The organism is Nocardioides sp. F233, from assembly GCF_057813895.1.
Genome location: NZ_JBVASH010000009.1, coordinates 45,118 through 61,462, shown reverse-complemented (window position 1 = coordinate 61,462; position 16,345 = coordinate 45,118). Strand labels below are relative to the sequence as shown.

The 16,345-nt window shown below is 68.9% G+C and carries 10 protein-coding genes; all 10 read right to left on the bottom strand.

From position 1 onward, the window contains the following. Positions 1-19: 19 nt before the first annotated feature. A complete protein-coding gene (locus ACZYRU_RS25445) occupies positions 20-1,258 on the bottom strand; it encodes a geranylgeranyl reductase family protein (RefSeq protein WP_488959900.1) in 1,239 nt (412 codons plus the stop codon). A gap of 26 nt (positions 1,259-1,284) precedes the next feature. Further along, positions 1,285-1,809: a DUF4232 domain-containing protein gene (locus ACZYRU_RS25440; RefSeq protein ID WP_488959899.1), complete on the bottom strand. Its 525-nt coding sequence runs from the start codon at positions 1,807-1,809 to the stop codon at positions 1,285-1,287. 133 nt (positions 1,810-1,942) lie between these two features. After that, entirely contained in the window at positions 1,943-5,821 is a 3,879-nt protein-coding gene (locus ACZYRU_RS25435) for a DNA-directed RNA polymerase subunit beta' (RefSeq protein WP_488959898.1), read from the bottom strand. A gap of 92 nt (positions 5,822-5,913) precedes the next feature. After that, complete coding sequence (gene rpoB, locus ACZYRU_RS25430; protein WP_488959897.1) at positions 5,914-9,363, bottom strand: DNA-directed RNA polymerase subunit beta; 3,450 nt, start codon at positions 9,361-9,363, stop codon at positions 5,914-5,916. Between the two features lie 520 nt (positions 9,364-9,883). After that, positions 9,884-10,753 (bottom strand): J domain-containing protein, encoded by an 870-nt coding sequence (locus tag ACZYRU_RS25425; RefSeq protein ID WP_488959896.1) that lies wholly within the window; start codon positions 10,751-10,753, stop codon positions 9,884-9,886. Then, the gene (locus ACZYRU_RS25420) at positions 10,750-11,463 is read right to left on the bottom strand and encodes a hypothetical protein (protein WP_488959895.1); all 714 of its coding nucleotides are present in this window, start codon (positions 11,461-11,463) and stop codon (positions 10,750-10,752) included. Before ACZYRU_RS25420 ends, ACZYRU_RS25425 begins: the two co-directional genes overlap by 4 nt. 19 nt (positions 11,464-11,482) lie before the next feature. Beyond that, a complete protein-coding gene (locus ACZYRU_RS25415; RefSeq protein WP_488959894.1) occupies positions 11,483-12,790 on the bottom strand; it encodes an MCE family protein in 1,308 nt (435 codons plus the stop codon). Further along, positions 12,787-14,247, bottom strand: coding sequence for an MCE family protein (locus ACZYRU_RS25410; protein WP_488959893.1), 1,461 nt, complete (start codon positions 14,245-14,247; stop codon positions 12,787-12,789). The genes ACZYRU_RS25415 and ACZYRU_RS25410 overlap by 4 nt, the downstream gene beginning before the upstream one ends. Further along, positions 14,244-15,380, bottom strand: coding sequence for an MCE family protein (locus tag ACZYRU_RS25405; protein WP_488959892.1), 1,137 nt, complete (start codon positions 15,378-15,380; stop codon positions 14,244-14,246). The genes ACZYRU_RS25410 and ACZYRU_RS25405 overlap by 4 nt, the downstream gene beginning before the upstream one ends. Next, on the bottom strand, positions 15,377-16,345 hold the full coding sequence (locus tag ACZYRU_RS25400) for an MCE family protein (protein ID WP_488959891.1): 969 nt from the start codon (positions 16,343-16,345) through the stop codon (positions 15,377-15,379). The genes ACZYRU_RS25405 and ACZYRU_RS25400 overlap by 4 nt, the downstream gene beginning before the upstream one ends.

The following is a 16,345-nucleotide window of genomic DNA, read 5'->3' as shown; positions in this document are numbered from 1 at the left end:
TCCACCCTAGGGGGTGCGATCAGGAGAAGGGCGGTCGGTTGTCGCGGGCCAGCGAGTGGCGTCCGGCCCATCGCCAGACGCGGGCGGAGCGGTCGCGGTCCTCGTCGGTGACGAGATTGCCCATCCAGCGCAGGGCGAGGGTCATCAGCAGGTCGGAGCGCATGCCGACCGGGCCGAGGGCCGGCAGCAGCCGGGGCACGGTGACCAGGCCGGCGAGCCGGCGGGCGATGGAGAACGACTCGCCGTAGTGCTCACGCAGGATCTCGGGCCACACCACACCGAGGTCGGCGTCGGGCGTCGTCGCGAGCAGCTCGGCGACCACGCGGCCGGTCTCCAGGCCGTAGTCGATGCCCTCGCCGTTGAGCGGGTTGACGCACGCCGCGGCATCGCCGATCAGCGCCCAGTTGCGACCGGCGACGTTGGACACGGCACCACCCATCGGCAGCAGTGCGGACGTCGGAGCGCGCAGCTCGTCACCGAGCCCGAACTCCTCACGCAACCGGTCGGCGTACAGCTTCATCAGGGGCTTGATCGCCACGTCCGCGGGCCGCTTCGCCGTCGCGAGGGTGCCGGCGCCGAGGTTGACCTCGCCCGTGCCGGCGCCGAGCGGGAAGATCCAGCCGTAGCCGGAGAGGATCTCGTCCTGCTCGCCGCGCAGCTCGAGGTGCGAGCTGATCCACGGGTCATCGGCCCGGGTCGAGGTGACGTAGGAGCGGCCGGCGACACCGTAGACCGTGTCGCGGTGCCACTCCCGCCCGAGCACCTTGCCCAGCGGCGAGCGCACGCCGTCGGCCACGACGAGCCGCTTGCACGCGATCTCACGGCCGTCCTTGAGCACGACCGCGGCGACCCGGTCGCCGTCCATGCGTACGTCGACCGCCCGGGCCCCGTCGAGCGCGCTCGCCCCGGCCTTGATCGCCGTGGTGCGCAGGTGGTCGTCGAGCTCGGTCCGCGCGATCGCGCTGCCCCAGTCGGGCAGGTTGCCACCCGGCCACGGCAGGTGCAGCGTCTGCCCGAACCCGTGCGCCCGCAGCCCCTGGTTGACGGTGTGCGAGCGGACCCAGTCGCGCAGCCCCAGCCGCTCCAGCTCACCGATCGCGCGCGGCGTCAGTCCGTCGCCACAGGTCTTGTCGCGCGGGAAGACCGCCGCGTCGGCCAGCACCACGTCGAGACCGGCCCGCGCCGCCCACGCGGCGGCCGCGGAGCCGGCGGGACCGGCACCGACGACGAGGACATCGGTCTGCAGGGGTGCGCTCACCCCGTGATTCTCTCAGGCGACCCGACTCATCCCCGCTTCCGGTACGCCGTGTGCGAGATCAGGTGCACCGCCGGGTCCAGGCAACCGGTGGTCGGGTGCGCCACGAACTGCGAGCGGGTGGCGTTCGGGACGTAGATCCGGAACCCGTCGACGGGGTGCGGCTTGCACGTCGCGGCGTCGTAGTTCTCGGCGACGGTCTCGTCGACGCGGCTCACCGCGCGCTGCCCGGGCCGCAGCACGAACGAGCCTCCGGAACCCTGTCGGTCCGCCGGTGCGCCGATCTGGGTGCCGTTGCCGTCACCGACGTACGACAGGCCGCCGAAGCCGCCCGTGCGGCACCGGTGGCCGGACACGTTGCGCAGCACGATCTTCCCGAACCGGTGCCCGGCGCCGTTGTCGGTCGCACGGTAGCGGGCGCGCAGGTCGGCGTTGTGGCAGCGCGGCACCGCCGACGCAGCGGCCGCGGAGGAGGTGCCGGCGGTCGCCGGCACGGAGAGCGACCCCGCCGCCACGAGGAGCGCGGCAGCGGGCAGTAGCAGGAACCTGTTCACACCATGTAGGACGAACGACGGGGCGGTGTGGTTGCTTCGCGACTGGATCTCGATACGCCGAAGGCCCCCGCGAGCAAGCTCGCGGGGGCCTTCGTCTACTCGATCTGGCTCTTACACCAGAACTTCGCTTCGCTCAGTTCTGGTACGAGCCAAAGTCGAAGTCGTCCAGCGCCACGGCCTGGCCCTGGTTGCCGAACTCGTAGTCGTAGGACTCGTAGCCCGTGACGGCGTACGCCGCGGCGCGCGCCTCCTCGGTCGGCTCGACCCGGATGTTCCGGTACCGCTCCAGGCCGGTGCCGGCCGGGATCAGCTTTCCGATGATCACGTTCTCCTTCAGGCCACGCAGGCTGTCGGAGCGGCCGTTGATCGCGGCGTCGGTGAGGACCCGGGTGGTCTCCTGGAAGGAGGCCGCCGAGAGCCACGACTCGGTCGCGAGCGAGGCCTTGGTGATGCCCATCAGCTCGGGACGACCCGAGGCCGGCTTGCCGCCCTCGGAGACGACGCGGCGGTTCTCCTCCTCGAAGCGGACCCGGTCGACGAGGTCGGACGGGAGCAGGTTGGTGTCACCCGACTCGAGCACCGTGATCCGGCGCAGCATCTGCCGCACGATGATCTCGATGTGCTTGTCGTGGATCGACACACCCTGCGACCGGTAGACCTCCTGGACCTGGTCGACGAGGTGCTGCTGGGTCTTGCGAACGCCAAGGATGCGCAGCACCTCCTTCGGGTCCTCGGTTCCGGCGGTGAACTTGTCGCCCACCTCGACCCGGCCGCCGTCCTCCACGAGGAGGCGCGAACGCCGGGACACGGGGTACTCCTTGACCTCGCTGCCGTCGTCGGGGGTGACGACGATGATGCGCGCCTTGTCGGTCTCCTCGATCTGCACGCGGCCGGCGGCCTCGGAGATCTGGGCGTGACCCTTGGGGGTGCGGGCCTCGAAGAGCTCGACCACGCGGGGCAGACCCTGCGTGATGTCGTCGGCCGAGGCCACACCACCGGTGTGGAAGGTACGCATCGTCAGCTGCGTGCCGGGCTCACCGATGGACTGCGCCGCGATGATGCCGACGGCCTCACCGATGTCGACGAGCTTGCCGGTGGCCAGCGAGCGGCCGTAGCACTTCGCGCAGGTGCCGGTGCGGGCGTCGCAGGTCAGGACCGAGCGGACCGAGACCTCCTTGATGCCGGCCTCGATGAGCTCGGCGATCTTGACGTCACCGAGGTCCTCACCCGCGGTGGCGAGCACGGCGCCCGTCTCCGGGTGGGTGATCTCCTTGGCGGCCGAACGGGCGTACGCCGCGGTCTCGGCGTTCTCGTCCTTGACCACGACGCCGTTCTCGTCGTCGACACCGATCACCTTGGGCAGGCCGCGCTCGGTGCCGCAGTCCTCCTCGCGGATGATGACGTCCTGCGACACGTCGACCAGACGACGGGTCAGGTAACCCGAGTCGGCGGTCCGCAGCGCGGTGTCCGCCAGACCCTTGCGGGCACCGTGGGTGGAGATGAAGTACTCCAGCACGGAGAGACCCTCGCGGAAGTTGGCCTTGATCGGCCGCGGGATGATCTCGCCCTTCGGGTTGGCCACCAGGCCACGCATGGCGCCGACCTGGTTGATCTGGTTGAAGTTACCCGAGGCACCCGAGTGCACCTGCACGTAGATCGGGTTGGTCGGGTTGGCCTCGAAGGTGGCGCGCAGGGCCTTGCCGACCTCCTGGCTCGCCTTCGTCCAGATCTCGATGAGCTCCTGGCGGCGCTCCTCGTCGGTGACCAGACCGCGCTCGTACTGCTTCTGGATCTTGGCCGCCGACGCCTCGTGCACGGCCAGGATCTCGGCCTTGTTCGGGGGCGTGATGACGTCGTCGATCGACACGGTCACACCGGAGCGGGTCGCCCAGTGGAAGCCGTTGTCCTTGAGCGCGTCCAGGGACGCCGCGACGACGACCTTGGGGTAGCGCTCGGCGAGGTCGTTGACGATGGAGCCGAGGCGCTTCTTGCCGACCTCCTCGTTGACGTACGGGTAGTCGGCCGGCAGCGCGTCGTTGAAGATCGTGCGGCCCAGCGTGGTCTCGACCAGGGTGGCCTCGCCCTCCGGGACACCCTCGAGAGCGACATTGGTCAGGCGGATGCGCGCCCGGTCCTGCAGCGTGATCTCGCCACGGTCGTAGGCCATGATCGCCTCGGCCGGGGACGTGAAGCTGCGCAGGCGGGTCTCGCCGTCGATCTCGACCGTCGCCTCGCCACGCTCGGTGGTGAGGAAGAACAGGCCGATGATCATGTCCTGGGTCGGCATGGTCACCGGACGGCCGTCCGACGGCTTGAGGATGTTGTTGGTCGACAGCATCAGGATCCGCGCCTCGGCCTGGGCCTCGGCGGACAGCGGCAGGTGCACGGCCATCTGGTCACCGTCGAAGTCCGCGTTGAAGGCGGTGCAGACGAGCGGGTGGAGCTGGATCGCCTTGCCCTCGATCAGCTGCGGCTCGAAGGCCTGGATGCCGAGGCGGTGCAGGGTGGGCGCACGGTTGAGCAGCACGGGGTGCTCGGTGATGACCTCTTCGAGGACGTCCCACACGACCGGACGCGCGCGCTCGACCATCCGCTTGGCGGACTTGATGTTCTGCGCGTGCGAGAGGTCCACGAGCCGCTTCATGACGAACGGCTTGAAGAGCTCCAGCGCCATCTGCTTGGGCAGACCGCACTGGTGCAGCTTCAGCTGCGGACCCGAGACGATGACCGAACGACCCGAGTAGTCGACGCGCTTTCCGAGCAGGTTCTGGCGGAAGCGACCCTGCTTGCCCTTGAGCATGTCGGACAGCGACTTCAGCGGCCGGTTGCCCGGGCCGGTGACGGGACGACCACGACGGCCGTTGTCGAACAGCGAGTCGACGGCCTCCTGGAGCATCCGCTTCTCGTTGTTGACGATGATCTCCGGCGCGCCCAGGTCCAGCAGCCGCTTGAGGCGGTTGTTGCGGTTGATGACGCGGCGGTACAGGTCGTTGAGGTCCGAGGTCGCGAACCGGCCACCGTCGAGCTGCACCATCGGGCGCAGGTCCGGCGGGATGACCGGGACGGCCTCGAGGACCATGCCGACCGGCTTGTTGCCGGTCTTGCGGAAGGCCTCGACGACCTTGAGCCGCTTGAGGGCGCGGACCTTGCGCTGACCCTTGCCGGTGGCGATGGTCTCGCGCAGGCTCTCGACCTCGGCGTCGAGGTCGAAGGACTGCAGGCGCTTCTGGATCGCCGTGGCGCCCATGTGGCCCTCGAAGTACTTGCCGAACCAGTTCTTCATCTCGCGGTAGAGGACCTCGTCACCCATGAGGTCCTGCACCTTGAGGCTCTTGAACGTGTCCCAGACTTCCTCGAGGCGGTCGAGCTCGCGCTGGGCGCGGTCGCGGAGCTGCTTGAGCTCGCGCTCGGCACCGTCGCGGACCTTGCGGCGCTGGTCGGCCTTGGCACCCTCCGCCTCCAGGGCGGCGAGGTCCTCCTCCAGCTTCTTGGTGCGGTCCTCGAGGCCGGCGTCGCGGCGCTTCTCGATCGACTCGCGCTGGAGCTGGATCTTGCCCTCGAGCGCGGTCAGGTCGCGGTGGCGGGCGTCCTCGTCGACGGCGGTGATCATGTACGCCGCGAAGTAGATGACCTTCTCGAGGTCCTTCGGGGCGAGGTCGAGGAGGTAGCCGAGGCGGCTCGGGACACCCTTGAAGTACCAGATGTGGGTGACCGGCGCGGCCAGCTCGATGTGGCCCATCCGCTCACGGCGGACCTTCGAGCGGGTCACCTCGACGCCGCAGCGCTCGCAGATGATGCCCTTGAAGCGGACGCGCTTGTACTTGCCGCAGTAGCACTCCCAGTCCCGGGTGGGACCGAAGATCTTCTCGCAGAAGAGGCCGTCACGCTCCGGCTTGAGCGTGCGGTAGTTGATGGTCTCCGGCTTCTTGACCTCGCCGTGGCTCCACGTGCGGATGTCGTCCGCGGTGGCCAGGCCGATCTGAAGCTGGTCGAAGAAGTTAACGTCGAGCACGATGGCTGCTGTCCTTCGTTAGTTCTGTGAAAGGTGAGGCTGGGGACTGAGAGAGGCGGTACGACGCGCAGGGCGCCGTACCGCCGTCACGCTCAGACTTCTTCGACGGAGGGGTTCTCGCGACGGGACAGGTCGATGCCCAGCTCCTCCGCAGCGCGGAAGACGTCCTCGTCGGCGTCGCGCATCTCGATGGTGGAGCCGTCCTGCGACAGCACCTCCACGTTGAGGCACAGCGACTGCATCTCCTTGACGAGAACCTTGAACGACTCCGGGATGCCCGAGTCGGGGATGTTCTCGCCCTTGACGATCGCCTCGTAGACCTTGACGCGACCGGGCACGTCGTCGGACTTGATGGTCAGCAGCTCCTGCAGGGCGTAGGCGGCGCCGTACGCCTCCATCGCCCAGACCTCCATCTCACCGAACCGCTGGCCACCGAACTGGGCCTTACCGCCCAGCGGCTGCTGCGTGATCATCGAGTAGGGGCCGGTCGAACGCGCGTGGATCTTGTCGTCGACCAGGTGGTGGAGCTTGAGGATGTACATGTAGCCGACCGAGACCGGGCTCTTGAACGGCTCACCGGAGCGGCCGTCGAAGAGGCTGGCCTTGCCGGTCTCCTTGACCATCCGCACACCGTCGCGGTTGGGCAGGGTCTGACCGAGCAGGCCGGTGATCTCGTCCTCGCGCGCACCGTCGAAGACCGGCGTGGCCAGCTTCGTGTTCGGCTCGGCCTTGTCGGCACCGATCGCGGTCAGGCGCTTGGCCCAGTCCTCGTCGGCGACGTCGGCACCGAGGTGCCAGCCCTGCTTGCCGAGCCAGCCGAGGTGCAGCTCGAGGATCTGGCCGATGTTCATGCGTCGCGGCACACCCAGCGGGTTGAGCACGACGTCGACCGGCGTGCCGTCCTCCATGAACGGCATGTCCTCGATCGGCAGGATCTTCGCGATGACGCCCTTGTTGCCGTGACGGCCGGCGAGCTTGTCACCCACGGAGATCTTGCGCTTCTGCGCGACGTAGACGCGGACCAGCTGGTTGACACCCGGCGGGAGCTCGTCGCCCTCCTCGCGGTCGAAGACGCGGACGCCGATGACCGTGCCGGACTCACCGTGCGGCACCTTCATCGAGGTGTCGCGGACCTCGCGCGCCTTCTCACCGAAGATCGCGCGGAGCAGGCGCTCCTCGGGGGTCAGCTCGGTCTCACCCTTGGGCGTGACCTTGCCGACGAGGATGTCACCGGTCGACACCTCGGCGCCGATCCGGATGATGCCGCGCTCGTCGAGGTCGGCGAGCATCTCCTCGCTGACGTTCGGGATGTCGCGGGTGATCTCCTCCGGGCCCAGCTTGGTGTCGCGGGCGTCGACCTCGTGCTCCTCGATGTGGATCGAGGTGAGGACGTCCTCCTGCACCAGGCGCTGGCTGAGGATGATCGCGTCCTCGTAGTTGTGGCCCTCCCACGGCATGAACGCCACGAGCAGGTTGGTGCCCAGCGCCATCTCGGCCATGTCGGTGCACGGACCGTCGGCGATCGGCGAACCGGCCTCGACCCGGTCGCCCGCCTCGACCAGCGGACGCTGGTTGATGCAGGTGCCCTGGTTGGAGCGCTTGAACTTCGCGAGGCGGTACGACGAGTAGGTGCCGTCGTCGTTCATGGTCTCGACGAGGTCGGCGGAGACCTCCTTGACCACGCCCGCCTTGGTCGCGACGACGACGTCACCGGCGTCGACCGCGGCACGGAACTCGATGCCGGTGCCGACGATCGGGCTGTCGCTGCGGATGAGCGGGACGGCCTGACGCTGCATGTTGGCGCCCATGAGCGCGCGGTTGGCGTCGTCGTGCTCGAGGAACGGGATCAGGGCGGTCGCGACCGACACCATCTGGCGCGGCGAGACGTCCATGTAGTCGACCTCGTCGCCCGGGATCTCGGAGACCTCGCCCTGGCGCAGGCGCACCAGCACCCGGTCCTCGACGAAGTTGCCGTTGTCGTCGAGCACGGCGTTGGCCTGCGCGATGACGTAGCGGTCCTCGTCGTCAGCGGTGAGGTAGTCGATCTGGTCGGTGACCCGGCCACCCTCGACCTTGCGGTAGGGCGTCTCGACGAACCCGAACGGGTTGATCCGGCCGTAGGAGGCCAGCGAGCCGATCAGACCGATGTTCGGGCCTTCCGGCGTCTCGATCGGGCACATGCGGCCGTAGTGCGACGGGTGGACGTCACGGACCTCCATGCCGGCGCGGTCACGGGACAGACCACCCGGGCCGAGCGCGGAGAGGCGACGCTTGTGCGTCAGGCCCGCGATCGGGTTGGTCTGGTCCATGAACTGCGAGAGCTGCGAGGTGCCGAAGAACTCCTTCAGCGCCGCGACCACGGGACGGATGTTGATCAGGGACTGCGGCGTGATCGCCTCGACGTCCTGGGTCGTCATCCGCTCGCGGACCACGCGCTCCATGCGGGCCAGGCCGGTGCGGAGCTGGTTCTGGATCAGCTCGCCGACCGTGCGCATGCGGCGGTTGCCGAAGTGGTCGATGTCGTCGGCGGAGACCGGGAGGTCCTTGCCGTCGGCGTCGGTGCGGATCTCGCCACCGATGGCGGTGACGTACTGGTCGTTGTTGTGCAGCTGGACGATGTACTTGATGGTCGCGACCATGTCGGCGATCGTCATCGTCTGCTGGTCGAAGGCCTCGTGCGAGCCGAGCTTCTTGTTGACCTTGTAGCGGCCGACCTTGGCCAGGTCGTAGCGCTTCGGGTTGAAGTAGTAGTTCTTCAGCAGCGTCAGCGCGGCCTCACGCGTCGGCGGCTCGCCCGGGCGCAGCTTGCGGTAGATGTCCAGCAGCGCGTCGTCCGGCCCCTGGGTGTTGTCCTTCTCCTCGGTCAGCTGGATCGACTCGTACTGACGCAGGTCGGCCATGACGGCCTCGTAGTCGTACTCCTCGCCGGTGTCCTCGGCGATGGCCTGGAGGGCCTTGAGCAGGACCGTGACGTTCTGCTTGCGCTTGCGGTCGAGGCGGACGCCGACCATGTCGCGCTTGTCGATCTCGAACTCCAGCCACGCGCCGCGGCTCGGGATCAGCTTGGCCGTGAAGATGTCCTTGTCGGACGTCTTGTCGGCGGTGCGCTCGAAGTAGACACCCGGCGAGCGGACGAGCTGCGAGACGACGACGCGCTCGGTGCCGTTGATGACGAAGGTGCCCTTGGGGGTCATGAGCGGGAAGTCGCCCATGAAGACTGTCTGACCCTTGATCTCACCGGTCTCGTTGTTGGTGAACTCGGCGGAGACGTAGAGCGGGGCGGAGTAGGTGAGGTCCTTCTCCTTGCACTCGTCGACGGTGTACTTCGGGTCGTAGAAGACCGGGCTCTCGAACGAGAGCGACATCGTCTCGGAGAAGTCCTCGATCGGGGAGATCTCCTCGAAGATCTCCTCGAGCCCGGACTTGTCGGAGGCGTCCTGGCCCTCGGCCCGGCGGGCCTCGATCCGGGACTTGTGGGCATCGTTGCCGACCAGCCAGTCGAAGCTGTCGGTCTGGAGCGAGAGAAGCTTCGGGAGCGCCATCGGCTCCTGGATCTTCGCAAAGGAGATGCGGGACTTACCGGGGGTGGTGCGCGCGGCCAAGAGTTGTCCTTCGACGGTTCGACTCTTCGAGAGCGCCCTGACCCACCACGTCATCGGCCACCGGGCAGGCCGAAGCGCATCTGAGGGTAGGCGCAAGGAGCCACGATACACGACACGTGAGCGCTCCACAATGTCGGCTGCGCAACTTCACACAGCCGAGGAGCGGTCCCGTCGGTGGCCGGCGGAATCCGGTGCGCCGATCATGCTCGGAGCGGGCGCCGAGGTCAAGCCCGCCGCGGGCGAGCCTGCGAGCCCGCGGACAACGGGCGCAGGTCGAGGAGTGCCGACGAGCTCGCGCCGCGAAGCAAGCGAGGTCGTGGCGCGTCTCGAGACCAGGTGAGGTGCTTCCGGAACTGTCGAACGACAGGTGGCGAGAGCAGGGCCAGGGGTCTCGTGACGGTCGCTGCGCGACCTCCTCGACCACCGGTGACGCTGCGCGACCTCCTCGACCTCCGGTGGATCACTTGTCGCAGCGGTCGTCGGTGCACAGGTCGTCGAGGAGCCACGTCGACTCGCTGCCCGAAGCCTTGACCAGCAGGAAGGTGGCCCACATCCGCAGCACGAACGGCTGCTGGTCGGCCTTGGTGACGTACTGGTCGATGAACACCACGACCGTCGCCCGCTTGCCGTTCGAGCTCACCCTGGTCAGCGCGGCACCGGCCGACTTGGCCTCGACCTCGACCTGCTGGGACTCGGCCTCCTTGGTGATCTCCGGCCAGCTGCGCTCGGTCTTCGCCTGGAACGCCTTGGTCATGTACTGCGCACGCCGGTCGAGGTCGGCGGCCATCGACTTGTGGCTGTAGGACAGCACCGGAGAGACCATCTGCTCGGCCGCGGCCTCGGCGTCGACCGCCGCCCGATCGACCCGGAGGTTGCTCGCGGCCAGCTGCTTGGCGGAGTGCTCGCCGCTCGCGCCGGGGGTCAGCACGAGGACGATCGCCACCGCGACCGAGAGGACCGCGGCCACGGCAGCCGCGGCCAGGGCGACCACGCCCGGGCCGTCCCCGCGGGCGGGGGCCGCCTCATCGGCGTCATCGGCGTCGCCGGCCGCTTGGCCGGTGTCGTCGGCGGGCTGGTCGGCCGGGGTCGTCTTGCTGAGGTCGACCGCCGGCGCCGGGTCGGGCTCCGCGGCGGCGCGCTCGGCAGCCAGCTCGGCGTCGTAGGCCGCGCGCTTGTCGGTGTCGAGCAGCACGCCGGCGGCGTCGCTGTAGGCGCGGAAGCGGCGCTCGGTCGGGTCGAGGTCCGCGATCGCGGTCTTCCACGCGGCGCGGATCTGGTCCTCGGTGGCGCTCTCCTCGACGTCGAGGAGGTCGTAGAGGTTGGTGCTCACTGGCCCTCCCCCGTGCCCTGCGACGGCGTGGCCGCACCGGACGGCTCGGTCGACGGCTGGCCCGAGGGCTGCCCGGACGGCTGGCCTCCGGTGGCGCCGCCCTCGGGGATCGAGGCCTCGCCGAAGGACGGGAGCTGGTCGTCGAGGTCGTCGAGGTCGTCGACCAGCCAGGTGCCGTGCTGCTTGACCAGCGACACCTCGTAACGGAACCGCAGCGGCTCGAGCTGGACCTGCTCGCTGCCGTCGGCCGGCGAGGGGTAGGCGAACTGGACGACGCCGGCGACCAGCAGCTCGGCGGAGTCCTCGTCGATGCTGGCGACGCCGACGGCGTACGGGGTGCCCTTGCGGTCGATCTGGGTCTGCTTGACCGTCTCCTCGGCGTACCCGACGTTCTTGTCGAAGACGGTGCGGAACTTCGCGGTCATCAGCTTGCCGACAGCCGCGTAGTCGGGCATCTTGCCGGCGCTGTCGAGCAGGTCGGGACCGTAGGTGTTGAACCGCTGCACGAAGGTGCGGCCGGCGGCCAGCACCTTCTCGCGGTCGGCGGACTCGTCGCGCGGCGGGTCGAGCAGCGAGTCGAGCTTCTTGCCGGGGTTGCCGGGAACGGCCTTGTCGGCGAGCGTCCACACGCTGACGCCGAGCGCAGCGACGACGACACCGAGCAGCAGCCCGATCACGCTCCAGCGGAGCGCGGCACTGGTGCCCTTCACGCGATGCGCCTCGACGTGCTCACCGGGTGGTGGGGTCGAGCAGCGGTTGGAGGTAGAGCCACTTCCACGAATCCTTCCCCAGCGACGGCGGCGCCACGTTACCGCGCGCGTCGGACCACGCCTGGTCCTGGGCCGTCACGCCCCACTCCAGCCTGCCCGTCGTGGGGTCCACGCGGACGCCCACGTCGTAGCCCTGGACGCCCGGCGCGACCCGGGGCAGGTTCTGCGGACCACGGGGATTGCTCTTCGTGATCGGCTCGGTGCAGCCCACGTCGTCGGGCATCGGGGCGTTGCCACGGTCGGACTCCGGGTTGCGGCGGGACTTGAGGTAGCCCGCGTAGCAGGGGGTGCTGGTCGGCGACAGGATCAGGCCGAAGTGGGCGTCCCAGAATCCGCTGCCGCCGTCCTGCTTGGACTTGCGGCCGACGACGACCTGGCCCGCGCCGACGGCGTACGGGTAGACGACCAGCATCTGCTTGAGCGCGTCGAGGTGCTTGACGACGACCTCGCCGGTCGCGACCAGGTTGGCGAGCAGCTCACTGAGCTCGACGCCGTTCTGCTCGAGGAAGGTCCGCAGCTGGGTCGCGGCGACCGAGCCCGAGTCGATCACCTTGCGCAGCGCCGGGTCGGCTCCGGCGAGCGCCGAGCTGAACAGCGAGAGCTGCTGGGCGAAGGTCCGCAGCGACGACTCGGAGGCCACCTGGCCCTGGAGGACCGTGTTGCTGTCCTTGATCAGGGCGGTGGTCAGGTCGAAGTTCTCGTCGGCGGTCTCGATGAACGAGTTGCCGGTGTCGATGATCCGCTGGAGGTCCGGCCCGGTGCCGGCGAAGGCCTCGCCGAGCTCGTGGACCGTGGTGCTCAGGGCCTCGCGGTCGACGCTGGAGACCGTGGCGGACAGGTCACCGAGGAGCTTCTCGGTCGCGAGCGGCGTCGCGACGTCGGAGATCTGGGAGCCCTCCCGCAGGTACGGCCCGCCGTCCTTGAGGGGCTGCAGCTCGACGTACTGCTCACCGACCGCCGAGCGGTTGCCGACGAGCGCGCGGGCGTCGCTGGGGATCTTGTCCCACTTCTTGTCGATGTCGAGCTTCACGTCGACGCCCTCGTCGGTGAGGACCAGGTCGCCGACGGTGCCGATGCCGACACCGCGGTAGGTCACCTCGGCACCGGTGAAGATGCCGCCGGACTGCGGGTAGTGGGCGGTGACCGTGTAGCTGCGGTCGACGACCAGGCGGTCGAGCTTGGCGTAGCGGGCGCCCACGAAGGTGACGCCGAGCAGCGTGATGATCGCGAAGACGACGAGCTGGATGCGGGTACGACGGGTGATCACTTCGCCGACCTCCCCTTCTCCTCGAGCTGGCGGCTCGCGACCAGTGGTGCGGCGTACAGGCTGACCACGCTGGAGTCGTACGTCGTGTCGAAGTCGCGCCACATGACGTCCGCCTCGCTGTCGCCGCCCGGGGCCGGCCGGCCGAGCCCGCCGCCGCGGAGCACGGTCGACAGCAGGGTGCCCAGCGGGTTGCCGGAGGCGTTCGGGCTGTTGGCCGTGGCGCCGGTCTTGGCCCCGCCGGTCAGGCCGCAGAGCAGCTTGACGGCCTGGCAGACGTTGTCGAGCAGGGCCCCCGGCAGCTTGAGGCAGGCCTGCGGGTCGGGGGGCGTCTTCAGGCAGGTCTGCAGGGTCTGCGTCGCGGCCGGGCACAACGTCTTCAGGTCGATCAGCACGTCGAGCGGCAGGTCCGGCAGCTGGTCGGTCGCGATGCACACGAGGTCGGGCAGCTTCAGGTTGCCGATGTCGAGCGCGAGGTCGATCGACAGGTTGACGTAGTCGCCCATGTGGAGGTTGCGGGCGACCTGGGGGTCGCGGCCGACGGACTCGTCGATGAACGGGTAGGTCAGGAAGGTGCTGAAGCCCTTCGCGAAGTTGTCCCCGGCCTGGGCGATCTGGAAGAGCACCGGGTCGAGCATCTTCAAGGTGTCGATCGTGGCGGTCTTCGTGGTGTTGATGACCCGGACCCCGACGTCGCTGAGCTGGGTGAGCCCGTCGAGCATCTTGACCAGGTCGGCACGCTGCCGGTCGAGCGAGTCGAGCGCGCTCGGCAGCTCCTCCAACGCCCGGTCGATGCTCGCCTGGTGCTGCTTGGCGGTCACCGCGAGCCGGTTGACCGACTCGATGGCGTGGACGATGTCCTGCTTGCGCTGGTCGAGCTGGCCCATCAGCGACGAGACCTGGGTGAGCACCGACTTCGCGGAGTCCTCCCGGCCCTCGAGGGCGAGGTTGAGCTCGGTGGAGATGGTCTTGAGCTGGGCGATGCCGCCGCCGTTGAGGACCAGGCTGAGCGCGCCCAGGACCTCCTCGACCTCCGGGTTGCGCCCACCGTCCTTGATCACGTCACCGTTGGACAGACGGCCCTGCGCGCCGGTCGTCGGGGCGGACAGGGAGACGAACTTCTCGCCCAGCAGGCTGGTCTGGCGGATCGAGGCGACCGGGTTGTCGGGAAGGTCGACGTCCTTGCGCAGCTCGAGGGTGACCACGGCCTGGTAGCCGTCGAGGCGGACCTCGGTGACCTGGCCGACGGCGACGTCGTTGACCTTGACCGACGACTTGGGGACCAGGTCGAGCACGTCGTCGAAGCGGACGCTGACCGTGATCGGGTCCTTGCCGGTGTCGGCGCCACCCGGGAGCGGCAGCTCGTAGACGTCGAAGTCGCAGCCGGTGAGCAGCAGCGCGCCGGCGAGCAGCGCGACGCCGGCCCGCAGGCGGGTGCGGAGGCCGGTACGGCGGGTCATCGGTCCACCTCCACCAGGCCGTTGAGCGTCGGGTCGTAGGGCTGGCCGTACCAGGAGCCGGTGCCGAACGGGGCGCTGCGCGGCAGCAGCTTCTCGATCAGGTTGCAGATGTTGCCGTTGGCGTCCGCGCCGGACACGAGGGCGCAGACCACGGCCGACGGGTTGGACGTCAGCTCGTGCAGGATGTTGCCCAGGTTGGCGTTGGTGTCGAGCGTGCCGTCCTTGGGGTTGTACGTGTGGTACAGGTTCGTGATCGCCAGCGGACCGGCCTGCAGCAGCTCGTCGAGCGCACCGCGCTGGCGCACCAGCACCTTGGCAACGCGGTTGACGTCACGGATGTTGCGCCCCAGCACCGCACGGTTGCGCTTCACGAACCGCGCGACCTGGTCGAGCGCCGTACCGAGGTTCGACAGGGCGGTCGTCAGCTCCTGGCGCTCGTCGGCCAGCAGCGTGGAGACGTCGCCGAGGGACTTGCTGAAGCCGCGCACCGTGGTGTCGTTGTCGGCCAGCGTCTTGAGGAAGGACTCGAGCTGCTTGGCCGACTCGAACAGGTCGTCCTTGTTGTTGTCGAGCGTCTCGCTCAGCTGGCCGAAGTCCTGGATGGTCTGGTGGAACTGGGCACCCTGGCCGCCGAAGTTCTTCGCGGTCTGCTCGAGCAGGTCGCTGAGCGCACCGTCCTTGTTGGCACCCTCGGGACCGAGCGCCACGGTCAGCTTGTCGATGCTGCCGTAGATCTCGTCGAGCTCCAGCGGGATCGCGGTCTTGGTCGCGTCGATGACGGTGTTGTCGGCCATCACCTTGTCGCCGTCCTCAAAGGCCGGCGAGAGCTGGATGTAGCGGTCACCGACCACGGAGGGCGACACGATGACGGCATCGGCGTCGGCCGGCACCTTGATGTCGGAGTCGTAGGCCATGACGACCTTGACCTTGGTGCCCTCGGGGACGACCTCACGGACCTGGCCGACCGGGATGCCGAGGATCCGGACCTCGCTGCCCTCGTAGACCGACACGGCTCGCGGGAAGTAGGCGGTCACGGTCTTGTCGTTGCCGCCGCTGCCGAACATCCAGACCAGGCCGGTGACGACCAGGACCCCGATCACGGCCAGCGGCAGCCAGCGCCGTACCCCGTTCACTGGCCCACCGTCCCGGGCACCGGCGGCAGGTTGAAGATGTAGGTGTCGAACCAGGGCCCGTTGCCGAGCGTGCTCGCGAACACGCGGTAGAACGGCGCCATCAGGTGGATCGAGTCCTCAAGGTTGTCCTCGTTCTTCTTCACGACCTGCAGCACCGAGTCGAGGTGGTCGAGCGCGGGCTTGAGGTCGGCGCGGCTCTCCTTGATCAGACCGGTGAGCTTGGTGCTGAGCGTGCTCGTCGACACCAGCAGCCGGTGGATCTGCTCCTTGCGCGCGAGCAGCGCGGTGAACAGCGTGTCGGCGTCCTTCATCAGCGCGACGATGTCCTCGTCGCGCGAGTCGAGCACGGTCGAGACCCGGTTGAGGTTCTTGAGCAGCGAGTTGATCTCGTCGTCGCGCGAGGCCACCGTCTTGGCGAGCGCCGAGAGGCCGTCGAGCGCGGAGCGGAACTCCTCCGGCGTGTTGCGGGTCAGGTCGGCCAGCGTGGTCAGCGCGCCCGCGAGCTGGTCGGTGTCGATGTCGGCCGACGTCTCGGCGAGGCCGGAGAACGCGTCGACGACGTCGTACGGCGAGCTGGTGCGCTCCACCGGGATGACCGAGCCCTCGGCCAGCTGGCCCTGGCCGGCCGGGTCGAGCGCGAGGTACATCGAGCCGAGGATCGTCTTGACCTTGATGTCGGCACGGGTCTCGTCGCCGAACCCGGCATCGGTCTTGATCTTGAAGGCGACCTTGACCGAGTTGCCGTCGAGCTCCATCGACGTCACCTGGCCGACGCGGACGCCGGCGATGCGGACCTCGTCCTTCGGCTTGAGGCCGCCGGCCTCCGAGAAGGAGGCGTAGTAGGTGTCGCCGCCGCCGATCAGGGGGAGGTCGTTGGCGCGGAAGGCGGCGACCAGGCCGAGCAGCAGCACGGCGATGCTCACGGCGCCGATCACCACGGGGTTGCGCTCGCGGAAGGGCTTCAT